This is a genomic window from Okeania sp. SIO2C2 (assembly GCF_010692625.1).
Lineage (GTDB): Bacteria > Cyanobacteriota > Cyanobacteriia > Cyanobacteriales > Microcoleaceae > Okeania > Okeania hirsuta.
Map to the genome: position 1 here is coordinate 42,557 of NZ_JAAHGM010000038.1, position 24,313 is coordinate 66,869.

Consider the following 24,313-nt stretch of genomic DNA (forward strand, 5'->3'; position numbering starts at 1 on the left):
ATGGATTTCGGAAAGGTGATAATTTTTGTTTGTTGTGGAAATATTATTGTGAACTTCTAAACTGCATAACCTTGGGAGAAATATGACTATTAGTAGTCGGAGCGATCGAGAATCGGATGTAAAAATTTAATTGCTTTCTATTCTCTGTTCCCTAAAACCTACTTAAAACCCATGAATAATTACCCTAATTTTTCTGCCGATGACTATCAAATAATTAGAGAACTTGGTCACAATAATATTGGTGGGCGAATCACTTATCTAGCGCAAAATATCAAGACTCAAAAAAAGGTAGTTATTAAACAATTTCAATTTGCCAAACTAGGAGCAACTTGGGCAGAATATGATGCCTACTCTCAAGAAATAGCTGTATTAAAAAGTCTCAATCATCCAGGGATTCCTAAATATTTAGATTCTTTTCAAACTACTGATGGTTTCTGCATGATTCAAGAATATATTAATGCAGAATCTGCAGTAATTTCTCGTCAGTGGCAACCCCAAGAAATTAAACAGATTGCTATTTCAATTTTAGAAATTTTAGTCTATCTACAAAATAAACGAAAACCTGTTATTCATCGAGATATTAAACCGGAAAATATTTTAATTGATGAGGAGTTAAAAGTTTATTTAGTAGACTTTGGTTTTGCCAGAATGGGAGGAGGAGAAATAGCAGCAAGTAGTGTTGTAAAAGGTACGATGGGATTTATGTCTCCCGAACAAATGTTTAATCGCTCTTTAACAACAGCTTCAGATTTATATAGTCTTGGTGCCACATTAATTTGTTTATTAACAGGGATAAAATCGGCAGATATTGGTAATTTAATTGATGCTGATTATCGGATAATTTTTCGTCATTTAGTTCCACCATTAGAAAGGGGTTGGATTAATTGGTTAGAAAAGATAACAGAACCAAAATATAGTGATAGATATAAAAATGCTGAGGTAGCTTTAGCTGCTCTGAGACCTTTAGATGTTAACCGTTTACCAAAAGTCAGAATTAGTCAGGAAAATATAGAATTTTCTAGTTCTAAATGGGGAGAAAAATTAACAGATATTATAGAAATTAGTAATCCAATTCCACAAACAATTTTATCTGGTAGATGGGAAGTTGCTCCCCATGTTAATGACCCTCCTCATACTCCTTATGACCATAGTTGGATTTCATTTTCATCTCAGAAGTTTGAAGGCAATAATGTAGAGTGTGAAATCACAGTAGATACCAGTAAGTTAGTAGAAAATGAAACTCATAAAAGGGAGATATTTTTACATAATAATTCAGCATCAGAAATTGAAACTATAAATATTCATGTGGAAACTGCTAGTGTGCCTAAATTAGAAGTTAGCTCCGTTTTGATGTTCTTTTTTAGTCGCTTTCTTGTAGCAGTGGTTATATTTTACATTTTTAATTTATTGCAATTCAATCCTCTATTGGTTTGGTGGGCAGTAATATCTATAGGAGTATATTCTTTCGTTCATTTCACAACTAAACTCCTACCTAAACCCCTACTTTTTACTGAATCCCTACTTGCGAAAGACATAGATTTTTTCCCTGCTACAATACCTATTGTAATTTCTATATTTGCTGGAACGATTATAAGTTTTTTTATAACCAGTCTTATCTTCTTGCTATTATGTCTAGATCTACTAATATTAGTAATAAGATTAATATTAAGAATTACATATTTTTTAGCTAGACCGTATTTGTTTACATTGGCAGAAACAATTAAATTAATAATACCTAAAAACGAGATAAGCCAATTGTTCTCCAAAATAGAAAAAAGACTTATATATCTTTTAACAATAGGACTAGACTTTAGCTTAGTTATAACTTTTAAGTTTTTTTATGAAGTCATTCCTCAACTACACTGCCTTACTTTAGGAGAAATTTTATTCTCGGCAATAGTAGCGATCGCTTCTCTTTCTGCAACTCTAATTTCCCTAATTTACTTATTATTTAAACCCATCAAAATATTTTCTCAATACAGAAAAGTAGAGCCAAATTTAATTAAACCATAACCACGATATAGCGACTCGGAACCTAATGTGAAAATTTAATTGTTTCCTATTACCGAATAATTAAGGTTTAAAGCCTTCTATTTCAAGAGAAATAAGAAAAATTTTTCCTTTTATTCAATCCTCTTTCTTTTAGATAGAGATAATTATCAATTATCAATTATCCATTATTGAACTGTTCACTAAAAACCCACTAATTACCATGACTAATTACCCCAACTTTTCCAATTACGGCTATCAAATAATCAAAGAACTCGGACACAACCGCGCAGGTGGAAGAGTAACCTATCTTGCCACAGAAATTAACACTCAAAAAACAGTAGTAGTTAAACAATTTCAATTTGCTACAACCGGAGCGCATTGGTCAGAATATCAAGCTTATGAAAGAGAAGTTCAAGTATTAAAAACACTAGACCATCCCAACATTCCCCACTATTCAGATTCCTTCCAAACACCATCAGGTTTTTGCATGGTACAGGAATATAAAAACGCCATTTCTTTAGCAAACTTAGCAACCTCTCAAAAATGGCAACCCCAACAAATTAAACAAATAGCAATTTCAGTTCTAGAAATTCTTAAATACCTCCAAAACAGAATTCCAGCAGTAATTCATAGAGACTTAAAACCAGAAAATATTCTAATAGATAACCAGATGAACATTAGCCTAGTAGACTTTGGTTTTGCCAGAATAGGAGGAGGAGAAGTTGCTGTTAGTAGCGTAGTCAAAGGTACATTAGGATTTATGCCTCCAGAACAAATGTTTAATCGAGAATTAACAACAGCATCAGACTTATATAGTCTCGGTGCAACATTAATTTGTTTATTAACAAACACCCCCGCAACAGAAGTAGGCAGTCTCATGGATGAGACAGGAAAAATTGATTTTCAGCAGCAAGTAAAGCACCTAAGTGAAGACTTTATTATCTGGCTAGAAAAAATGGTACAACCTAATTATAAAGATAGGTATTCATCAGCAAAATCAGCTCTTGATGCTTTAATTCCCTTAGAAGTATTAGCCCCCTCTCGAAGAAAAAATTTGACTCAAATAGCATTAATTACCACTATTGTATATATGGCAATTTTAAGTGCTGCTTTTGCTATATTCAGAGCTTATAATATTCAACTAAATGAACCCCTTGTATCCACGAAAATAGAAGATTCATTTCAAGCTCAAAACAAAAGGAAATGCCTCAATCATCGAAAATAATTACAGCAGTTTTTTAGCTGATATTGAATGTTCCCAGTGCGGGTATCTTGCCCGCTTCGGTGTGTACTTCACCAGGGAAATATTCTCAGAGAAACTGTACTTTACTATTTCAACAAAATACTATAAGTAGACTTTTATTTTCTCGACGTTAAATAAGTTATTTCTCAACAAACTTCTGACAGTAGTGACTTTGAAAAGTTTATCAACCCTATTATCAGTAGTCAAAAAAAATATCTTGAAAAGCTCTAAAATTTCCGATTTAATCAGTATCTAATTTTCAATGAATTACAGTAAAATAGTAATATCATTTTCTGACAAAAAAATCAGGTCTCAACCTTCCTCTTTGAAGACGAAGAGAAAAATCAACCGAGGTACTATAATAATCCTAAATATATTGTAACAATTCAAAAACGAGAAATAAACTCCGAAACTATTGCTCATTGCTTATTCCCTATTCCCAAAAAGCCGTAAGATTTTAGACACAAATAAAAGGAGATTGCTATTATAACTGATAACTGGTAACTAACCCTTATTTTTAAAATATGAAATCTGTTATTAACAATGGCTTTCTCCGATTAGCTTTCGTCAACATTTTATCTAATTTAATGGTGCCTTTAGCAAGTCTAGTAGATTTAGCTTTTCTAGGTTATTTAGATGAAATTAGTCACTTAGCAGGAGTTTCCCTAGCCACAGTTTTATTTAACTATATTTACTGGACTTTCGGCTTTTTACGCATGGGTACTACTGGTACAACTGCTCAAGCTAGAGGAAGTGAAAACCATCAGGAAGTAAAACAAATTTGCCTACGCAATTGCTTAATTGCTCTAGCTATTGGCACAATTATTCTAATTTTTCAATATCCTTTACGAGAAATTGGCTTTAGTTTACTTAGCGCCACTCCAGAAGTAAAAGCTAGTGGTATTAGTTACTATCAAAGTTTAATTTGGGGTGCCCCTGCTACCTTATTAAACTTTGTATTAATAGGTTGGTTTTTAGGACTCGAACAAGGAGGAAAAGTTTTACTATTATCAGTAGTTAATAAAGGCACAAATATTATCTTAGATTATATTTTTATAGTCCGTTGGGGATGGGAAAGTAGCGGTGCGGGTACTGCTACAGCAATAAGTCAATATATGACTTTAGTCGTAGGCATAATTTGTGTTTTTAACTTAATATCTTTGACAGAAATTCCTCAGTTAATCAAAAATATTTGGCAACCTCAAGTAATTAGAGAAACTTTGATTCTCAATCTAGATATTTTGATTCGCACTTTTGCCCTAATTTCTACTTTTGCGATATTTACTAATTTAAGTTCATACATAAATACTTTAATTTTAGCAACTGATACTCTGTTATTACAGGTAGTGACATTAGCTGCTTATTTTATTGACGGTTTAGCTTTTGCCACAGAAAGTTTAGCAGGTAAAAGTTATGGTGAAGGAAATCAAGAACAATTAAAGGTATTAGTAAAATTATCAGGAATAATTAGTGTGAGTCTAGGATTAACTTTTGCTCTAGTATTCTGTTTATTCCCTACTTCTTTATTTAGTTTGTTGACTAATCATACTGAAATTATTCACAATATTAATAGTTATGTTTTTTGGCTAATACCTGTTTTGGGGTTTGGAGGGATGGCTTATATATTAGATGGATATTTTCTTGGTTTAACTCAAGGAAATTTATTACGAAATTCTACATTAATTGCTAGTTTAGTAGGATTTTTACCATTTGCTATACTGGGTTGGTTGTTAAAAAGTAATCATATATTATGGTTAGCTTTAGCAATGTTTATGGCAGCTAGGGCGATTACTTTAGGTAAAGCTATTCCTAATATAATCGTTGAACAATTTTCTCCCTCAATAGAACTTATCAAAGACAATAATGAAAAAAATTTGGTGTTAGGGAGTAGGAGAGTAGGGGAGTAGTAAACAGAAGAATAATACACACTAAAAACATTGCTCTTACTTACTTATTACTTAATAAATTAAGCCTTGAGCAAGGTCTTGCATTATTTTTTGCATTGGTATAACACTGATTGACATCCTCCCGACGCTGCTCTACGAGACAGCGCGGGATTCCCTAACATCACTGTTAGGGGCTTTCTGCTGCCTCTTGACAGAGGAGCTGCGCTAACATAGCACCTGCCTTCCGGGATTTACTCCCAGATGGCCTTTTTGACTAATCAAATCAGCTTTTAATATTATTTATCTAAATCAAAGTAGTCTAATTTTCCCCAAATTATTACAAAATATTTCACGAACTTGCGTTGTTTCAGCGATTTGGTACATAGTTTGTACATAAGATATTGTGCCAATGTTGTGCCTACACCTAAGAATAGACTCTTCAATACAAGGCTACAAGCTAGTATTTACGTTAATAACACCTCAAATATGCCAATTTTCAGCCGAGAGGTATAGCCTCAAAAAAAACAAATTTTGAACAAGTACAAATACCCAAGTAATTCTAGTCATTGACAAATAGTAGATATTAGCTGATAGCTGAGAGCTGACGGCTGTTTGCGCAGCATTCCGGAGGAAATGCTTACTTGAAAGCCTCCTTGTTGCATAAGTACTGATAACTGATAACTGAAATTACTCCTATCCTTACAAAAGACTTTTTCAGCAAACCCTATTTACCAAAACAACACTATGAAATTTATTGGAATAGACCTCGGTTGGCGTTCGGGAAAAAGTGGTTTATGCTGTCTACAATACTTAGACCAAAAGTTAAAAATATTAGACTTAGACTGCATACTAGAAATTGAAGAGATTCTCCATTGGATCAATAATTTAACTCCCTTACCAACTCCCGCTCTAATTGCCGTAGATGCTCCAACAATAATTCCCAATCAAACAGGAACTAGACTACCAGATAAACTTACTCATAAATATTTTGGTCGTTATCATGCAGGATGTTATCCGGCAAATCTTAACCGTCCTTTTGCTCAGAAAACTGTGAATTTTGGCATGAGTTTGACAGCTAAAGGATTTATTCATGCACCAATAATTGAACCCCAACAACTAGGACGTTTTCAAATCGAAGTTTATCCTCATCCAGCTATAGTTAATTTATTTTGTTTAGAAAAAATTTTGAAATACAAAAAAGGAAAATTAGCAGACCGTAAATTAGAACTTTTGAAACTGCACCAATACATAATAAATATCTTAACTACCCTGGAACCAACTCTAGAAATTTCCGAAAATTTCCTAGATACTGAAAATATCAATAGTGTAGCTACCCTTAAAATTACAGAAGATAAATTAGATAGTTTAATCTGTGCTTATATTGGTGCATACTGGTGGTATTGGGGCCAAGCAAAAAATTTAGTTTTGGGCGATGGCACCACCGGATATATAGTAGTTCCTGAACGACTAGATTAAATCCTGTTCAAATATATGAAAGAAAATATAGCAGAACTCAAATCAGAAGTAGAAACTTTACAAGCAGAAATAGAAACTTTACAGACCGAAGTAGATACTCTTCGTCATCAACGTTCTTCTTTCCGAATAGATGTGAGTTTTCCTCCAAATAATACTCCTGAAACACTAGCAGAATTTCACAAAAAAAATGCTGAAGAAGCTGCAAAGTGGCAAGAAGAATTACAAGAAATTAATCAATCTCTCAAAATATTAGAAGCACAACTTAATCAGAAAAAAACTACATTAGCACCAAAAAAATCTCGACTAGAATGGCATGAACTACAAGAAAAAGTTTATCAAGGGGGAAAACAATTACAGGAGCAAGTGAAAAAAGTCAACGAAAAAGCTAATCAACTTGAAGCAGAAATACAAAATCTCAAACAAATTTATCAACAATTAAACCCACTTTATTGTGAGTGGGTACAAAATGCAGCTAATATAGTTGATTTTAAGGCCACAACTATTCCTTATGTTTATGTTAAAGACAATGGGTTTGAACTTGGAAATAAAGAAATAGAGTGAGGGTAATTTCAGTTATTAGTTATCAGTAAAAGGGAAGAGGAAAAAAGATTGAGATACATCTCTATTTTTGTTGAGTTTCCTTTGTCAAACCAACCTACAAATAGTAAATTTTCTGTCTAATTTTATGACCTGTAAAAGTCGGGAATAACGTAGGTTGGGTTAAGCGACAGCGCAACCCAACATATATAGCAAAAGAAAGATGAAAAAAATCGAAATATGCCTCTATTTTTATTGAGTTTTTTTATCAACCCAACCTACAAATAGTAAATTTTTTGTCTAATTTTATGACCTGTAAAAATCGGGAATACCGTAGGTTGGGTTAAGTGACAGTGCAACCCAACATATATAGCAAAAGAAAGATGAAAAAAGTCGAAATACACCTCTATTTTTGTTGGGTTTATTCTACGGATAAGCTCTGTTAACGTTCCTCAACCCAACTTACAAGTGGTAAGTTTTTTGTCGGAATTTTCTCATGTGTCAAAGTTGGGATTAAGTTTTAATTCCTCACCAATTTAATTGTCTTTTCGTCATCTGAAGATTTGCTGATATATCCTAATTTTCAAATCCAAAGAAACTAGCGATCGCTGGTAATAATTTTTCCCACTGTTCGATTAATTTTGCTGTCTTAGGTATTCCTGTAAATAATCCTTTTAAAAATATAATTGCTTTTTCTGCTATTTCTTGATTTCCCTGGGGATTTTTCCCTGCTTCTGCCAGACTTTGTAATTGCTTTAAAGCTTTTTCTTTATACTTTTGACTCAAATTTGATTCTGCTTCAATTGCTGCTTGAAGTTGAGTCAAAGATTCTTTAATTCCTGGTTTGTTTGGTTCGGAAGAATCTGGTAATTTATTGATAGAAGTAGTAACAGTAACACTAAGATTGCCCTGCACTTTATTACCTGTAACTGTAGGAGAATTTTGATTTGTAATTCTGGTAGATTTGTCTTCCATATTTGAAATTTACTTAATTATGAAAAATTTATTACTTTAAAAACAATCCCATACCTTTTAACTAGAAAATTTACGGAATTATCACACTATATCTACTACATTTACATCTAAATTTCCCTGAATAGTATTGTCAAGTAGGGTAGGAGAATTAATATTGCTTCCATTTATGGAATAATCATTAAAGTTAAAGGTTGAGGGTTTTAATTTGTCTGTTCCAGCATTCATAACAAACCATAATTCAATAATTATTCTTTGAATCCATCGTTTACTTGAGCTAACTATAATGTTTTTATAGCCAGAATTTCCTTCAATAACTAGACCATACTGTTGAGAAGTTTTATTAGGTCGGTAATGACACAATAGCAAAATATCAACAATTATCAATAGTAAGCCAAATATTTGGAAATTTTTGTTTGGAGATTGAAGTAATATAACAGCTATAGAAATAAGTAATATAGCACCTATAAGTCGCATAATTGAATAATTTCTAGTTCTTTTTTTAGTGTTTTTAACTTCAATCAAACTAATACTGGTAATGTTGTTAATTTGATAAATAGTATTTTCGTAGATTAGAGTTTTTCCTCTAACTTTTAGAACTGATGGTTCTACTTCTTCTGGTTCAGGATAAGATTTTGGTAAATTATCATCCACCCTTCAATTGACTTCAAAATTATTCTTGTACTAGGACTTAGCAGTCAGCTTTTTTCAAGCTTTACAACTTAGTTTAGATAGACTAAAAATATTAACTACTCATAATATTGAGTCAGAAGATTTCTAATCATACCCTTAAGACATAGTGTAAGAGTTAAATCTAGTTTTGACTATAGTAAATTGTTTGATTAAATCGCGATCTTTGTAAATAAAAATCAAGTGAATATAGGAAAATATCGTGAAACGTCCTATGGAGATGAGTTAAAATGGTTGAAACTATTATTAGAACTAAACTAAATGACTATTACGGAAATTTTACAATTTGCCGATCGCCTAGTTTTTGCTCATAGAGGAAAACATTTAGATGATATTCAAGAAACAGTTATTAAAGGTGTTTGGCAAGGTAAAACTTATGAAAATATTGCACAAGAATGCAACCGTAGTGAAAGTCGAGTTCGAGATGTAGGTTATCAACTATGGAAAACTTTTTCCGAGAGTTTAGGAGAAGATATTAATAAATCTAATTTTCGCTCTAGTATTGAAAGATTACATATACAGGAAAAATCGTCTGTTTGTAGAACTAATTGTAATTTTAACTTCGGGTTACAAACTCTATATCAATATCAAAAATATTCTCAAGATTCTCAAATCAAAGATACAACTAAAACAACTTTTCAAGATTTAAGTATTGCCCCTACAATTAATCCTGCTTACTTTTACGGACGTACTAAAGAACTAGAAATTCTCTCCAACTATATCTTCCATGTCTAGAATTAGGAGGCTTAGATAATTCAGCAGGAATAGAAATAATCAAAGAATATAAACTACAAGACCGAGAAAATTGGTTGAATTTAAACAATATGTATATAGGCAATCCCTTATACTTACAATATATATGTACTTTAATCAAAGATATCTTTCAAGACCTAGTATCTCAATTGATAGCTGAAGGGAACTTAATTATCACAGAAGAAATGAAACTACTTTTCGACACCTCATATCAGAGAATGTCAGACGTAGAAAAACAAATAGTTTTAACAATAAGTAAATGCGATGAAAATGTTTCAATAGAAGACTTAAAAAAATCCTGCTCATTGTCCTCTATAGATATTATCAATGGATTACAATCCCTGAAAAGACGATACTTATTACATCAAATAAAAACTAACAATAGCTTATTTAGCCTACCTTCCTTATTCAAAGAATATATTAAAAACTTTCAGATGCAAAACTAAACTATAAGTGCTTTACACAAACAATACAGACAATTAAATAGCAATAGTAATTAAACTTTCTTCTTGAAGACGGCAATTTTAATTTGAGCTTCCTGATAATTTTTAGATATCCCAAATATATAGCGTTTATCAAGTTACTGAAGTACAATTATTTTTCTTCTTTTCTATTCCCAGTTTCCCCAATTACTACTCTGTACGGACGTTGTATGCAACTACTCCCTACTCCCGAGCAATAACAGATGCAAAACTAAACTATAAGTACTTTACACAAACAATACAGACAATTAAATAGCAATAGTAATTAAACTTTCTTCTTGAAGACGGCAATTTTAATTTGAGCTTCCTGATAATTTTTAGATATACCAAATATATAGCGTTTATCAAGTTACTGAAGTACAATTATTTTTCTTCTTTTCTATTCCCAGTTTCCCCAATTACTACTCTGTACGGACGTTGCATGCAACTACTCCCTACTCCCGAGCAATAACAGTTGTTTTTCTTCTTGTCTGTTCCCAGTTTCCCCAATTACTAGGATCTACTCCCTACTCCCTAAAATCAACGAATTCTGTACCTCACGCTTCTTGGGAATTGCTATAGTAATTAAACTTTGTTCTTTAAGACCAGAATTGATTAAAAATTTGGCAATTTAAACTAGAGGTTCCTGATAATTTGTAGATACACAAAATATACCAATCCATATTTATATAAAAATTAGTCTGATACCAATTCCCAACAAAAATACTAAACTTTCTCGAAACTTCAGATATTTGGTAAAAAGCCAGATTAAGTAATTTTTTTGGTACTGGTGAAAAGTAATGGTAGAAGCTAAGGGAAAATAATTTTTTCGCAACTCATTATCAAAATACTCTTGGATATTTAGAGGAATCAAAATTTAGGTAAATATCAAGATTAACTCAGATACCATTACTATGACGAACTACCATTTTTTTTAATCATTTTAGTGACGAATTCTTATAACTTACAGCAAGTTCAGTGATTAATGTGACACAACTCCGAATAAATATTTTTTGCCTGTCCCCTATTCCCTACTCCCTATTCCCTTTCTTAATAGTAAACTTTCGTTACAATCCAAAGTCTACTATTTCCACAGATGTCACGTCCTTGTAAACTTAACTAATCAGGACAATCATATTGACCTACTGATACTTATATAGCAGAAGGCAAAAGGGAAAGGCTATCTTGAAAATTTGAGTTTGAGACTTTTGTTATATCCCAACCTTATGCTTTGCTTGCTATTTAGATAAAAAATTTGAGAAGTAGAAGGTAAAATAAAGATGGCCGAATCAAGCCAACTACCATATTTATTACGAGCAACCAAGGGTGAAGTCTTAGACCGTCCACCTGTATGGATGATGAGACAAGCAGGACGTTACATGAAATCTTATCGAGATTTACGAGAGAAATACCCCTCATTTCGCGAGCGTTCCGAAAACGTAGATATTGCTGTGGAAATATCTCTGCAACCTTTCCACGCATTTAAACCAGATGGAGTAATTTTATTCTCAGATATCTTAACCCCACTTCCAGCAATAGGCATTGACTTTGATATTGTCGAAAGTAAAGGACCAATAATTGACCCTCCTATTCGCACTCAATCTCAAATTGACCAACTTCATCCCATCGAACCAGAAGAGTCTCTACCCTTTATTAGAGAAATTTTACAAATTCTCAAAAGAGAAGTTAAGAACGAAGCAGCAATTTTAGGTTTTATTGGGGCACCTTGGACATTAGCAGCTTATGCCATAGAAGGTAAAAGTTCTAAAGATTATACTTTTATCAAGAGAATGGCCTTTTGCGAACCAGAAATGTTGCATCAATTTCTTGGCAAACTAGCAGACGCGATCGCCGTTTATGCTCGTTACCAGATAAATAGTGGAGCACAAGTTATCCAAATGTTTGATTCTTGGGCAGGCCAACTTAGCCCTCAAGACTATGAAACTTTTGCCTTGCCTTATCAAAAACGAGTAGTACAACAGGTTAAAGCAACTCATCCAAACACACCTTTTATTCTTTATATTAATGGCAGTGCTGGATTGTTAGAGAGAATGCCCCAAACTGGTGTTGATATAGTTAGTTTAGATTGGACAGTAGACATCGGCGAAGCAAGACAGCGACTAGGTAAAAATATTGGCATACAGGGAAATATAGACCCCGGCGTACTTTTTGGTTCTAAAGAGTTTATCAAGTCTCGCATTTTGGAAACTATCCGCAAAGCAGGCAACCAAGGTCATATTCTGAATTTAGGACATGGTGTTTTGCAAAAGACTCCTGAAGAAAATGTAGAGTTCTTCTTTAAAACTGCCAAAGAGGTCAGCAATTTACTAGCAGTAACTGCTTAATTAAATTCAACCTTATGTAAGATTTCCATTAATTTTTGTTTTGTCTAGGGGTGGGTTTATACTCGCCCCTATATTAATAGCAGAAGGAAGAAGGAAGAATTCATTAATGGATAATGGATAATGGATAATGGATAATGGATAATGGATAATTACCTCTGGTTAAAACCGTTCTTGATTGAATGTAAGGAAATATCCTAGCACTTTTTTCCCCTTTCAAGGGGAAAGCTAATCAATCTGAATTATTTCATTAATAATTATTAATTATTAATTTTTCGGTAAGAAGTAAGAAGTAAGAAGTAAGAAGTAAGAAGTAAGAAGTAAGAAGTAAGAAGTAAGAAGTAAGAAGTAAGAAGTAAGAAGTAAGAAGTAAGAAGTAAGAAGTAAGAAGTAAGAAGGAAGAAGGAAGAAGGAAGAAGGAAGAAGGAAGAAGGAAGAAAGAAAAATATTGTGTTGTCTGAGTTTTATAGCGCTTTTCAGATAGATAGACTACATTTAGTACGGGCAACCCAAAAGCATTTTTGGCGTTACTGAAGTAAGGAATTAAAGTCAACTTTGAGTAAGTTTTCAGCCAAAACAATAGTACAAACTATACCTATTTCTTTCTATTTAGTCACCGAAAAACTCCTTTCTACCTACTGACTCCTGACTCAGTCCTTCTCTGAAATCATACATTTATTCAGCAACGCTGCATTTTTCTACTACCTACTCCCTACCCAAAAATAATTAATTTTGTGGTCTACTTAAATGAAAAGCACTTTCAACAATTAATAATTACCTCTCCTTGAAAAGAAGAGGATTGACGCGATAGGGAAAATTTTTTTCTCTTGGTCGATTGGATATGCGGAGGAGACCCGTTCTTGCAGACCCGCTCCGAAGATCGCCATCCAACCCTTCGGGAAGTTCCGAAGATCGACCGCTTTTTTTCTCCTTTAAAGGAGAGACTTTAAAACTTAATTATTCGGTAAGCTTTTGATCTGTCAAATACAATAATGACAACTGCTATATTATTCAACTTATTAGGGACTTCCAAGTAAAAAAAATCTCATTGCACTGAACTTAGAGGGGCAGGGAGTAGGGAGTAAAGATAGTCTAAGAATTGGATAATTGATTTTTTGCTATTGCCTTATTTATCTCATCATTTAGTTTCTTGGTAACAAATGTGAAACTTGATTTAGGCAGGGTATTTTGCCTTGCACTCTGACGGACATCAAAAAGAAATTCCGGCAATTACTCCTATTATTTATAATATTATTCGATGAAATTAGTATTATGCCAATTCCCATGGATTAATTCTATACTTATGTAACACTTCAGTTATTAACTACTTAATACTGGCTTTATCACTTTTTTGGTAATTTGAGCCAATTCAATGTTAATCATTCTTATTTTTACTGCTATCCTACTCCCCTACCCCCCTACTCAAAAAAAGTAGAAAAGTTTTTGATAAATGGTATTACACATTCCGATTTTTCCCCTTAGCTAAAATCCAAATTTTTGACCTAAAATAGCTAAAAAAGAGGGTACACCTCTGTGGATACATAAAATTTATTTGCTATAGTCTTAGAAGATAGTATCAAGAGTCAAAAATTACTTATAACCGGAATTTTACCTATCATCTAAAACTTAAAATATTTTTTTATGAGCCATAAACGGATTTTTGTAACGGGTGCTAGTGGGTGTATCGGTCACTATATTGTTGAGTCATTAATTCAAAATACTCAGCACGAACTTTTCTTATTAGTGCGAAACCCGGAAAAGCTAAAAATTGATTATAAAGCTCGTTCTGGTGTCAACCTTTTAACAGCAAATCTCCGAGAAATTGAAGGATTTTCAGACTTACTTTCAGAAATTAATGTAGCTATTCTCGTTGCTACTGCTTGGGGAAACTTACAGGAAGTATTTGATATAAATGTTGTCAAAACAATTAAATTAGTCAAATTACTTAATCCAGAAGTATGTGAAAATATTATCTATTTTTCTACAGCTAGTATTCTTGATAGTCAAAATAAATTACTTAAAAAAGCTGGTGAAATTGGCACTGATTATATACGCTCTAAATATGACTGTATGTATCAGTTATCTCGACTCAAAAATGTACCTCCTCTAACTTGTCTTTTTCCTACTTTAGTTTTAGGTGGAGATGACAAAAAACCTTATTCTCATCTTTCCTCTGGTTTGCCAGAAATAATTAGATATATTGGTTTAATTCGGTGGTTAAAAGCTGATGGTAGTTTCCATTTTATTCATGCTGAGGATATTGCTAGAGTCGTTACTTATCTAGTAGAAAACCCACCCCAGTCTCAGGAACTCCAGAAATTAGTTTTGGGAAATACACCAGTTACAGTTAATCAGGCAATTACGGAAATTTGTGCATATCTGAAGAAGCGAATATATTTCCAGTTTAATTTGTCTCCTTGGTTGATAGAACTAATAATTGTAGTATTTCAAATTCAAATAGCTGCTTGGGATAGATTTTGTTTAGAATATCGTCATTTTACATATCAAAATCCAGTTAATCCAGCTACTTTTGAACTACCAACTTCTTGTCCTACTCTTGCTGATGTTTTGAGAACTAGAAATATTTTCCATAACTGAAAAACTAGAAAGTTCTCAACTGCTAAAGTCAGAAAAATTTGTTCGTTTCATTTTCTGAAGCTCAAAAAAAATATAGAGGAAATTCCCCAGACAATAAACAAAAAACTGTGGTAGTATAAAACTATAAGGGTAAGCTCGCCTATATGCATGACTTTTTATTCAACGCAAAAAACAGGTAACAGAGTTTCAAACAAAGATAGAGTGTGGCAATTGATGTGGAAAATATCGCCACTCAACACTTAATTAATCCAGTCACTCTTCAACTACCAACTTCTTGTCCTAACTCTTGCTGATATTTTGAGAACTAGAGATATATTTTTCATAACTAAAGAAGTAAAAAGTTCTCAACTCCTCAAGTCAGAAAAATTTATTAGCTTCATTTTCTGAAGCTCAAAAAAATTAGAGGAAATTCCCCTGGAAATAAACAAAAAACTGTGGTAGTATCAAACTATAAGGGTAAACTCGCCTATATGCATGACTTTTTATTCAACGCAAAAAAACAGGTAACAGAGTTTCAAACAAAGATAGAGTGTGGCAATTGATGTGGAAAATATCGCCACTCAACACTTAATGAATCCAGCCGCTCTTCAACTACCAATTTCTTGTCCTACTCTTGCTGATGTTTTGAGAACTAGAGATATATTTTTCATAACTCAAGAAGAAAGCTTTCAAATCCTCAAGTCAGAAAAATTTGTTCGCTTCATTTTCTCAAGCTCAAAAAAATTAGAGGAAATTCCCCAGGGAATAAACAAAAAATTGTGATAGTATAGATTTATAAGGTTACACTCGCCTATATGCATGACTTTTTATTCAACTAAAAAACAGCACTCAAATAGCCTAACCATCAAAACAGACAAAATTAGATAGCCAAAAAAACAGGCTGAATATCCAGGCGATCGCCAACCCTTAAACCCAACTCAGCAGCTCTTCCCCCCCTCAACTCAATCACTTGATCGACAGGAACATTAGGTCCATAAGTAGGACAAGGTTCAAATTCACAAGGAGGTAAATTAGAAAAAATTGCCTGTACCTCCCCATTCCTCAGAAACACCATATCCAGATTAATAAACACATTTCTCATCCAAAAATTCACAGTCCGAGGAGGGTTAATCTCAAACAACATTCCTCGATCATCTGGCAACTCAGTCCTAAACATTAAACCTATCCCCTGTTCAAGTGGATTTTGTGCTACTTCCAAATTAATAGTCTGACCAGAAAAATTCGCCTGTGCTGAAATAGGTAACATTTGACCCAACTCCACCTGACCAAAAATAGAACTAAAACTTGACTCCTCAAGACTTGTCACCCCTGACAAAACTGCTAAATATTCTCCCGTTACTCGGTCTTGAATAATAGTATTACTCTCAGAAGAAAGAATATTCAACTCACTAAATTGTAAGCCACCAGTTAAGATTAGGCGATCGCCACCATTACCAAAATCAGTAATTACATCTGCATCTGTAATATTCACTCCACCAGTAGAAGATAGACCGCCACGTCTACCAATAGCAAATAAATCATCACCCTCACCTCCACTCATAGTATCCCTACCCAGGTCACCAATTAACCAGTCTGGGCCAAAATCTCCAAACATCAAGTCATTTCCTTGCCCGCCAAAAATTGTATCGGCATCTTGTCCACCGTATACAATATCATCTCCTTGATTACCTTGAAGGACATCAGTTCCCTGGTTGCCGAAAATTTGGTCATTACCCCCGAAACCTTGAACAATATCTTTACTTGTCAAAGCAGCAATTATGTCATCTTCAGGAGTGCCACTGAGAAAATCAATACCTGGTGTACCTTGAATATTAGTCATCAGATTTTATGTTTATATCAATTTTCAGTTATAGCAGAAGGAAGAAGGAGGAAGAAAAAATCTGGTGTTGTCTGATTTTTAAGCTTTTGATATATTTTAACCTTTCCTTCGACTACTATATCTTTTCTCTTTTACAGTAGTATGGATATTTCATCAATTTTTTTTAATCGCGTTGGTATTTTGAATTTATTGTAATTCATCCATCTCAAAAGCGTTATAAATTTTTAGCTAAATTAGTAATATTTTTCATTCTAATTAACTACCAAATTACTGACATATCTAAAACCAACCCTGATCAAACATCCTCACCAGATAATGTTGTAAGAGAGTCTAATATTTCCACATCTTTACCAAAACGATAAATTTCTACTTGCCGAGATTTTCGATTAATTAACCAACCTAAACGCATTCCATTTTCCAGATATTCTGTCATTTTTTCTCTAGTGTCGAATAAGCTGTCAGAAGGAAACATTAATTAGATTAAAAAATTAGGGCAAAAAGGTAAAAAAAATCTCTTTGTTCGGGAGTTAAATTATTCCATTTTTATCTGGGTATCCAGGAACAATCAGGAGAAAGGTTAACACCATTAGGGAGTTGATAACCTACGGAATAATTGAAACCAAATCCTAATTTTGTTTGTCTATTTCAAATTACTAAATTGGTAGAAATTTCAGCATTAATAATTCCAGTTTTTCCCCCCATCAGCCGCACAATAATTAAATCTCCTTTGGCATTTCGTTCAAATCTTAAATCCTGGTTTTTTTGACAAAGTTGAAAAAATTGTTCGTCTGTCAGGTCAATTATTGGGTTAAACTCAATAGTAATATTTGTCATTTTGATTCTTTATTTCCTAGAGTTAACTACCAAATTATTGTCATATCTAAAACAAATCCAGGCAAAATATCTTCACCAGATAATGTTTGAGGCGAGTCTAATATTTCCACATCTTTACCAGCACGATAAATTTCTAGTTGCTGATTTTTGGGATTAATTAACCAACCTAACTGCATTCAATTTTCCAGATATTCTTTCATTTTGTCTCTGGTTTCATACAAGCTGTCGGAAGGTGACATTAATTCGATTAAAAAATCAGGGCAAATAGGTAAAAATTTTGTTCTTTGTTCGGATGTTAAATTATTCCATTTTTCTATAGGTATCCAGGGAGTATCGGGAGAACGGTTAGCACAATTAACGAGTTTAAAACCTGCGGATGAGTCGAAAACTTTGCCTAGCTTTCTTTGCTCATTCAAAATCCATATTTTAGAAGTTAATCCAGCGTTATAACTTCCAGTTTATCCCCCGGTCGGCGACATAATAATTAAATTTTCTTTGGCATTTATTTCAAATCTTAAATCCTGGTTTTTTTGACAAAGTTGAAAGAATTGTTCATCTGTTAAGTCAATTATTGGGTTAAGTTCGATAGTATAGCTATTCATGGTTTAGTAATAGATATTAAAAGCCGATTTAAAGAGTCTAGTAGGGTGTTTTAGCGAAGCATAACCACAGCCTTATCCCAAATATTTGTACATTTTATTCATCCCAAATTCCTTGTGGTATTTCTGGAATTCTATCCCTTCCCCAGTTTGCCGGATAAATTCCCTGTTTAGTAATAGATATTAAAAGCCGATTTAAAGAGTCTAGTAGGGTGTTTTAGCGAAGCATAACCACAGCCTTATCCCAAATATTTGTACATTTTATTCATCCCAAATTTCTTGTGGTATTTCTGGAGTTCCATTCCTTCCCCAATTTGCCGGATAAATTCCCTGAGCTATAAACCGATGAATACTCGAAAATTGCCAATCTTGGGGATTTGCACATAACCCATGCCGAACGGGATTATATTGAATATAGTCACAATGCAGATCAAAATCTCGCTCATCTCGACTTAAATGTTCCCAAAAACGACGCTGCCAAAGATTGCTTTCTTTTCGCTTTTGTCGTCACAAAGAAATTTCTCGATTAATACCTAATTCTATGCCCATAATGTTTAGTAACATAGGTTTTTATCAGTCGCAATCTCTTTGAAAAATCCCCATCATTGGGGGGCAAAGTCCACAGACAATGAAAATGCTCTGGTAGCAAAACAAAAGCATCAATAGAAAAGGGATGTTTCTCCCTTACCCTTTCGATCGCTTCTCTGAGAGCTTTTCTTCCAACTTCGCCACAAAGCCAAGTTTCTCTTTTGACTGCCTGTTGAAGAGCGATCGCTTGTCTTGGTAATAGTAACTTTTGGCTGGCTATTCTAATGCACCATTTAAGGTGTGTCAGTCCACTACCAATAGCGTTCATGCGTAATTCCTGATAAAATCTAAATGCTTCTTAGCTTACCTAAAACCTACAGATAACCAACAACCTATTCCCCCATATATTTAATCAAAAGTCATGCAATTAGATCGTATTGATATTCACCCTACCGACAGTCACGGTGACTTCAAACTGCGTAGTGGGAAACCCTTCCCATTTGGTGCAACTCTGGTGCCTGGAGGAGTGAATTTTTCTATATTCTCCTCTAATGCAACATCCTGTACATTGGTATTGTTTCAAAAAGGTGCTATCCAACCAATGGCAGAAATTCCCTTTCCTGAAAAATTTAGAATTGGGAACGTTTATTGTATGATTGTCTTCGACCTGAATATAGAAAATATCGAATATGGCTACCGGATGGACGGACCAAATAACTTCCAGGAAGGTCAATGGTTCGACAAGAATAAAATTCTCATGGACCCCTACGCTAAGATTATTGGGGGTCGGGATGTTTGGGGAGTTTTTCCTAACTGGGATGACAATTATCAACATCGAGCAAGAATTGCTTATGATGATTTTGACTGGGAAAATGACCGTCCTCTAGAAATTCCACCAGAAGACCAAATTATCTATGAAATGCACGTTCGTAGTTTTACCGCTCATCCCTCTTCTGGAGTCAAACATCCCGGAACATTTGCTGCCATCCGCGAAAAAATTCCCTACCTCAAAGAATTGGGTGTTAATTCAGTAGAATTGATGCCTATCTATGAATTTGATGAGTTTGAAAATTCCCGCCCCAGCCCAATTACAGGAGAAATGCTCTACAATTATTGGGGTTATAGTACGGTCGGATTTTTTGCCCCGAAAGCAGGTTATGCAGCTACAGGCAAGTCAGGGATGCAGATAGATGAGTTAAAAACTCTAATTAAAGAACTGCATAAAAATGGGATTGAAGTGATTTTAGATGTTGTATTCAATCATACGGCAGAAGGGAATGAAAACGGTCCGACAATTTCTTTCCGGGGTATTGACAATAAAGTATATTATATGCTAACACCCGAAGGTTATTACTATAACTTTAGTGGCTGTGGTAATACTATTAACTGCAATAATCCCATTGTTCGTGGTGTAGTGTTAGATTGTTTGCGCTATTGGGCAAGCGAATATCATATTGATGGTTTCCGGTTTGATTTGGCTTCAATTCTCGGTCGTGATCCCTGGGGGGCACCATTGACAAATCCTCCACTTTTAGAAACTCTGGCTTTTGACCCAATTTTAGCTAACTGTAAATTGATTGCAGAAGCTTGGGATGCAGGGGGTTTATATCAAGTTGGTTCTTTTCCAGCTTTTGGACGTTGGGCAGAATGGAATGGTAAGTATCGCGATGCAATTCGCAAATTTATTAAAGGTGATTGTACTGTAGGGGAAATGGCGCAAAGATTACAAGGTTCCCCAGACTTATATTCTTGGCAAGGTCGTGCTCCCGCAACATCTATTAATTTTATTACCGCCCATGATGGTTTTACCCTAGCTGATATGGTTTCTTACAATGGGAAACATAACGAAGCTAATGGCGAAAATAATAACGATGGTGCCAATGATAACGAAAGTTGGAATTGTGGGACAGAAGGTTGGACAGACGACCCGGGAATTAATGCTTTGCGTAGCCGTCAGATGCGAAATGCGATCGCAATTATGATGGTTAGTCAAGGTGTGCCAATGTTGCTGATGGGAGATGAAATAGGACGTAGTAAACATGGCAATAATAATACCTACTGCCATGACTCGGAACTAAATTGGCTTAACTGGGAATTTCTCAAAACTAATGCTGAGTTATTTAGATTTGTGAAAAACTGCATTGCATTTCGCAAAGCACATCCAGTATTAAGAAATCGTAACCATTTCAGAAATCAAGATTATACTAATAGTGGTTATGCAGATATTACTTGGCATGGAACCCAAGCGTGGAATGTAGATTGGTCTGAGAGCTGCCGTACTATAGCTTTTATGCTCTGTGGCAAACACGCTAAAGAGGGAAAACAGCAGGATAACTATATTTATGTAGCAATGAATATGCACTGGGAAAGTCTCTGGTTTGAAATTCCTGGTTTGCCCCAAAGAATGCAGTGGCATGTTTTTGCTAATACTGCCTGTCCATCGCCAGAAGATGCTTGGGAACCAGGAACTGAACCTGTACTGGAAAATCAACAGGGGTTATTAGTTGGCGATCGCTCAGTAGTTATTCTGATAGGAAAATAATAGACTTGTCCGGTTGAGACGAAGGAGTCAGGAGTCAGTCCTCAGGAGTCAGGAGGGAAGAAAGAAGAAGAAAGAGAAAGTTTTTTGATCGCTAGACATCTTGAGACGAAAGAGTCAGTCCTCAGGAGTCAGGAGGAAAGAAAGAAGAAAAGAAAGAGAAAATTTTTTGATCGCTAGACATCTGGTAAAAATCAAAAATCAAATCAATTATTATCCATAAATTATCAATTATTTCTCCCTGTTCTCTGTTCCCTGTTCCCTGTTCCCTGTTCCCTGTTCCCTTTTTTCTGGAGATGTCTACTAATGGTACTTAAACATTTTCTGGTCGAAAAAATGAGTCAAAGTCAGTCTAGATAAGGGAATTACGTCGATGCTCTAAAAATGGCTAGAACCCTTGGTAATTCAAGATTTATACCTTTTTGACGTCAAAGCCTTTGTCGGTCTATATTTGAGCCTGTTTTCTGGCTTTATTTTTTTAAGTCCCACTAATTATCCGAACATGATATAACTCAGGAATGATATGATAGAAAAACCAAAAATATCGCTCAGTAGTGGCGTGTCAAGCTGAAAATGGTGTATTAAATTTTTTAGTATAATTCTTGCCCTGACTAAGGTTTGGAGAATTTTCCTCAAACACTATTTCAAGCTTGACGCGCTAGTAGTATAAATTACGACGAAATTAATAAATAAGGGAAAATTATGGCTTTTGAAGCAACGCTAGAAACAACAAACGGCATCGCTAAAATAACTTTATCTGGAGAATTAGATGGGTCTACCGCTCCAGCTTTTAAGAAAAAAGTAGAGGAAGCAGCAGCCGAAAACTCAAAAAGACTTGTTTTGATGATGAATGACCTAGAATATATGGCAAGTGCGGGTCTACGGGTATTGATTTTCTCCAAACAAAAAATGGGAACAGGTGTTGATATTTATATGGTAGGTGTTCAAGAAATGGTGCTGGATACCATCAAGAAAACAGGTTTCGATCAAAGTATTTATTTACTGGATGAATATGATGCAGCTAAGATAGAGAATATTTGAAGAAAATTTATGCATTAAAGAAATAGTCAGCAGTAGGGGGCGAACGGTTGTTCGCCCTTTAAAAGGGGGAAGCAGAAGGGAAAATTGCTTATGGATTAAACCAAACAATTTTAAGCACTCCCCTTGACGGTGGGGTATTAAACCTGCAAAAGACTATATAGAAAATCATAGATTTTTACAGATAGTTATAGGTTTCTAAGAAAGGATGTCAGTTCTCACTCATTAGACATCTCGAGAAAAGAGGCAGCAAGCAGTAGGGGGAAAGAATTGATAATTTCTGCACGATCATTGATTTGATTTTTTATTATTGGAGATGTCTATTAGTAACTAGCTACATAAAAATAGGTGGTGGTGCATTTTCATTGGTCGTGCGTAGGGGCAGCATTATTTATGGCTCTATTCCGCAGCTTAATTCGTATTTTTTCTGGGGAAATTCAATTCCGAGGAACAGCAGCTCCTATACTTCAAGCACATAAACCTAAAAATTCTGATTGGATAGGTGAGTCAAATGCAACTAACTTAGCTCACCAGAATGCTCTTCAAGCTGTTCGTCTTACAAACAACTATGTTGCAGAAAAATATTGGCAAATGAGTATGTTTGCCACATTATTTTTTGGGGTGCTAGATCCGAAAACGGGTATACTCAGCTATATTAATGGAGGACATGAACCGCTATTTATTGTTAATCAAGATGGTATAATAAAACAACTATTAAATTCTACTGGTCCTGCGGTAGGAATGATGCCAAATATGCAGTTTGGAATTCAGCAGGTTCATTTAGAAAGGGGAGATATATTAATAGGTTATACTGATGGAGTAACTGAGGCAAAATCTCCTGATGGAAAGTTATTTACAGATAATAAGCTAAAAGAAATAGTAGAAAAATCTGCTAATTCTGCCTCAGAATTGATGGAACGCATTAAAGATAATTTATTTAATTATATGGATGATGCGCCACAATTTGATGATATTACAATATTAGCGGTGCGTCGAAATTATTGAAGAAGGCAGAAGGCAGAAGGCAGAAGGTATCCCCCCCCTTCCCCCCTTTCAAAGGGGGGAGGTAGAAGGGAGAATTGCATGGTGGGATTCAAACCCAAAACAATTTTAAGGACTGCGGGTGACGATGGGGTATTAAACCCGCCACACAAAAGATGAAAATTATTACTACAAAAAACTAAAAAAAAAGGAGCATTATGAAACCTTTAATAGTGTCAGGTAACCTAGACTCTTTAGGAAAAATTGGTCAGTATATTATGTCGGCAGGAAAAGAAGCTGGTTTAGAAAAAAAAGCATCATATAAATTACGTTTAGCAGTAGATGAAATAGCAACAAATATTATTACTCATGGCTATGATAAAGCTGGTTTAGCAGGAGATATTTCTGTACAAGCAGAAATAAATGAGCACAATTTAACTGTTTATATTGAAGATACAGCCATACCTTATGACCCTACTCAAGCAGAAATGGTAACAGAAGAAACTTTACAACAAACCTTAGATAAACGCCCTATAGGTGGATTAGGAATATATTTAGCAAAAGACAGTGTTGATAAGTTTATGTATAAACGAGTAGGTGACCGAAATCGTAATATTTTAGTTGTGAATCAAGTTAGGTAGTGGTGTCGCCGTAATGATAGAGGGAGATGGGAAGATGGGGAGATGGGGAGATGAGGAGATGGGGAGATGGGGAGATGGGAAAGAAACTGAAATACATCCTCTCTCTTGGTCGATTGGAATTGCGAGGTCTCCTCGCCATCCCACCCTACGGGAAGCTCCGCTTTTTCCTAGGTCATACTCCGCAAACATATCGCGCAGCGTTAACGGAGTTGTGCGCCAGCAAAACGACCGCTTTCCTTTCATTGGAGCGGAGGCGATAGTAGCTGATATCATTAGATGATTTGTCCCTAGTTCAATCAATACCATTACCGTTGAAAGAATGGATAAAATTATAACATAACTTTGGTAAGGGTAAGGAAGAAGTAAGAGGGAAGAAGGCTTAAA

General features: G+C 34.5%; 18 protein-coding genes and 2 pseudogenes. 14 read left to right on the forward strand and 6 right to left on the reverse strand.

Going from position 1 to position 24,313, the window contains the following annotated elements; translation table 11 throughout:
• Window positions 1-171 precede the first annotated feature (171 nt).
• The 5 genes from F6K18_RS24580 (at window position 172) to F6K18_RS24600 (ending at window position 7,158) form a co-directional block, all read left to right on the forward strand.
• Window positions 172-2,013: a serine/threonine-protein kinase gene (locus tag F6K18_RS24580; RefSeq protein ID WP_287524949.1), complete on the forward strand. Its 1,842-nt coding sequence runs from the start codon at window positions 172-174 to the stop codon at window positions 2,011-2,013.
• A gap of 199 nt (window positions 2,014-2,212) precedes the next feature.
• On the forward strand, window positions 2,213-3,217 hold the full coding sequence (locus F6K18_RS24585) for a serine/threonine-protein kinase (protein ID WP_287524950.1): 1,005 nt from the start codon (window positions 2,213-2,215) through the stop codon (window positions 3,215-3,217).
• 542 nt (window positions 3,218-3,759) lie between these two features.
• Window positions 3,760-5,142, forward strand: a complete 1,383-nt coding sequence (gene gntT, locus F6K18_RS24590) for a guanitoxin biosynthesis MATE family efflux transporter GntT (RefSeq protein ID WP_287524951.1) — start codon at window positions 3,760-3,762, stop codon at window positions 5,140-5,142.
• A 723-nt stretch (window positions 5,143-5,865) separates the two neighbouring features.
• On the forward strand, window positions 5,866-6,597 hold the full coding sequence (locus F6K18_RS24595) for a DUF429 domain-containing protein (protein WP_287524952.1): 732 nt from the start codon (window positions 5,866-5,868) through the stop codon (window positions 6,595-6,597).
• Between the two features lie 15 nt (window positions 6,598-6,612).
• Entirely contained in the window at window positions 6,613-7,158 is a 546-nt protein-coding gene (locus F6K18_RS24600; RefSeq protein ID WP_287524953.1) for a hypothetical protein, read from the forward strand.
• Between the two features lie 552 nt (window positions 7,159-7,710).
• Here the strand turns inward: F6K18_RS24600 and F6K18_RS24605 are convergent.
• Complete coding sequence (locus F6K18_RS24605; RefSeq protein WP_287276239.1) at window positions 7,711-8,109, reverse strand: hypothetical protein; 399 nt, start codon at window positions 8,107-8,109, stop codon at window positions 7,711-7,713.
• An 81-nt stretch (window positions 8,110-8,190) separates the two neighbouring features.
• The gene (locus F6K18_RS24610; protein WP_287524954.1) at window positions 8,191-8,760 is read right to left on the reverse strand and encodes a DUF6232 family protein; all 570 of its coding nucleotides are present in this window, start codon (window positions 8,758-8,760) and stop codon (window positions 8,191-8,193) included.
• Between the two features lie 297 nt (window positions 8,761-9,057).
• Here F6K18_RS24610 and F6K18_RS24615 point away from each other — a divergent pair, with 297 nt between their 5' ends.
• The 4 genes from F6K18_RS24615 (at window position 9,058) to F6K18_RS24630 (ending at window position 15,712) form a co-directional block, all read left to right on the forward strand.
• Window positions 9,058-9,531, forward strand: coding sequence for a hypothetical protein (locus tag F6K18_RS24615; protein WP_287524955.1), 474 nt, complete (start codon window positions 9,058-9,060; stop codon window positions 9,529-9,531).
• Window positions 9,532-11,290: 1,759 nt separating this feature from the next.
• Window positions 11,291-12,355 carry a uroporphyrinogen decarboxylase gene (gene hemE / locus F6K18_RS24620; RefSeq protein WP_287524956.1) on the forward strand — a complete coding sequence of 355 codons (1,065 nt, stop codon included), beginning with the start codon at window positions 11,291-11,293 and terminating at the stop codon, window positions 12,353-12,355.
• Between the two features lie 1,638 nt (window positions 12,356-13,993).
• Window positions 13,994-14,950, forward strand: coding sequence for an NAD(P)-dependent oxidoreductase (locus F6K18_RS24625; RefSeq protein WP_287524957.1), 957 nt, complete (start codon window positions 13,994-13,996; stop codon window positions 14,948-14,950).
• A gap of 531 nt (window positions 14,951-15,481) precedes the next feature.
• Entirely contained in the window at window positions 15,482-15,712 is a 231-nt protein-coding gene (locus F6K18_RS24630; RefSeq protein ID WP_287524958.1) for a hypothetical protein, read from the forward strand.
• Between the two features lie 97 nt (window positions 15,713-15,809).
• Here the strand turns inward: F6K18_RS24630 and F6K18_RS36825 are convergent, their stop codons facing one another.
• From F6K18_RS36825 to F6K18_RS24655, 4 genes and pseudogenes are all read right to left on the reverse strand, one after another.
• Entirely contained in the window at window positions 15,810-16,769 is a 960-nt protein-coding gene (locus tag F6K18_RS36825) for a DUF192 domain-containing protein (protein ID WP_353735157.1), read from the reverse strand.
• A gap of 295 nt (window positions 16,770-17,064) precedes the next feature.
• Window positions 17,065-17,603 (reverse strand): annotated as a pseudogene (locus F6K18_RS24645) (Uma2 family endonuclease).
• A gap of 26 nt (window positions 17,604-17,629) precedes the next feature.
• A pseudogene (locus F6K18_RS24650) lies at window positions 17,630-18,205 on the reverse strand (Uma2 family endonuclease).
• A 523-nt stretch (window positions 18,206-18,728) separates the two neighbouring features.
• Complete coding sequence (locus F6K18_RS24655) at window positions 18,729-19,058, reverse strand: transposase (RefSeq protein WP_287524959.1); 330 nt, start codon at window positions 19,056-19,058, stop codon at window positions 18,729-18,731.
• Window positions 19,059-19,151: 93 nt separating this feature from the next.
• Here F6K18_RS24655 and glgX point away from each other — a divergent pair, with 93 nt between their 5' ends.
• From glgX to F6K18_RS24680, 5 genes are all read left to right on the forward strand, one after another.
• The gene (gene glgX, locus F6K18_RS24660; RefSeq protein WP_287524960.1) at window positions 19,152-21,272 is read left to right on the forward strand and encodes a glycogen debranching protein GlgX; all 2,121 of its coding nucleotides are present in this window, start codon (window positions 19,152-19,154) and stop codon (window positions 21,270-21,272) included.
• Between the two features lie 699 nt (window positions 21,273-21,971).
• Window positions 21,972-22,310, forward strand: a complete 339-nt coding sequence (locus F6K18_RS24665; protein ID WP_287524961.1) for an anti-sigma factor antagonist — start codon at window positions 21,972-21,974, stop codon at window positions 22,308-22,310.
• 348 nt (window positions 22,311-22,658) lie between these two features.
• A complete protein-coding gene (locus F6K18_RS24670) occupies window positions 22,659-23,312 on the forward strand; it encodes a PP2C family protein-serine/threonine phosphatase (RefSeq protein ID WP_287524962.1) in 654 nt (217 codons plus the stop codon).
• Window positions 23,313-23,506: 194 nt separating this feature from the next.
• Window positions 23,507-23,929 (forward strand): ATP-binding protein, encoded by a 423-nt coding sequence (locus F6K18_RS24675; RefSeq protein WP_287524963.1) that lies wholly within the window; start codon window positions 23,507-23,509, stop codon window positions 23,927-23,929.
• Between the two features lie 13 nt (window positions 23,930-23,942).
• Window positions 23,943-24,209, forward strand: coding sequence for a hypothetical protein (locus F6K18_RS24680; RefSeq protein ID WP_287524964.1), 267 nt, complete (start codon window positions 23,943-23,945; stop codon window positions 24,207-24,209).
• Window positions 24,210-24,313 lie beyond the last annotated feature (104 nt).

What these genes read in the sequence shown, in the direction of transcription:
- F6K18_RS24580 (WP_287524949.1), top strand. Translation starts at nt 172, where the DNA reads ATGAATAATTACCCTAATTTTTCTGCCGATGACTATCAAATAATTAGA.
- F6K18_RS24585 (WP_287524950.1), top strand. Translation starts at nt 2,213, where the DNA reads ATGACTAATTACCCCAACTTTTCCAATTACGGCTATCAAATAATCAAA.
- gntT (WP_287524951.1), top strand. Translation starts at nt 3,760, where the DNA reads ATGAAATCTGTTATTAACAATGGCTTTCTCCGATTAGCTTTCGTCAAC.
- F6K18_RS24595 (WP_287524952.1), top strand. Translation starts at nt 5,866, where the DNA reads ATGAAATTTATTGGAATAGACCTCGGTTGGCGTTCGGGAAAAAGTGGT.
- F6K18_RS24600 (WP_287524953.1), top strand. Translation starts at nt 6,613, where the DNA reads ATGAAAGAAAATATAGCAGAACTCAAATCAGAAGTAGAAACTTTACAA.
- F6K18_RS24605 (WP_287276239.1), bottom strand. Translation starts at nt 8,109, where the DNA reads ATGGAAGACAAATCTACCAGAATTACAAATCAAAATTCTCCTACAGTT.
- F6K18_RS24615 (WP_287524955.1), top strand. Translation starts at nt 9,058, where the DNA reads ATGACTATTACGGAAATTTTACAATTTGCCGATCGCCTAGTTTTTGCT.
- hemE (WP_287524956.1), top strand. Translation starts at nt 11,291, where the DNA reads ATGGCCGAATCAAGCCAACTACCATATTTATTACGAGCAACCAAGGGT.
- F6K18_RS24625 (WP_287524957.1), top strand. Translation starts at nt 13,994, where the DNA reads ATGAGCCATAAACGGATTTTTGTAACGGGTGCTAGTGGGTGTATCGGT.
- F6K18_RS36825 (WP_353735157.1), bottom strand. Translation starts at nt 16,769, where the DNA reads ATGACTAATATTCAAGGTACACCAGGTATTGATTTTCTCAGTGGCACT.
- F6K18_RS24655 (WP_287524959.1), bottom strand. Translation starts at nt 19,058, where the DNA reads ATGAACGCTATTGGTAGTGGACTGACACACCTTAAATGGTGCATTAGA.
- glgX (WP_287524960.1), top strand. Translation starts at nt 19,152, where the DNA reads ATGCAATTAGATCGTATTGATATTCACCCTACCGACAGTCACGGTGAC.
- F6K18_RS24665 (WP_287524961.1), top strand. Translation starts at nt 21,972, where the DNA reads ATGGCTTTTGAAGCAACGCTAGAAACAACAAACGGCATCGCTAAAATA.
- F6K18_RS24675 (WP_287524963.1), top strand. Translation starts at nt 23,507, where the DNA reads ATGAAACCTTTAATAGTGTCAGGTAACCTAGACTCTTTAGGAAAAATT.
- F6K18_RS24680 (WP_287524964.1), top strand. Translation starts at nt 23,943, where the DNA reads ATGATAGAGGGAGATGGGAAGATGGGGAGATGGGGAGATGAGGAGATG.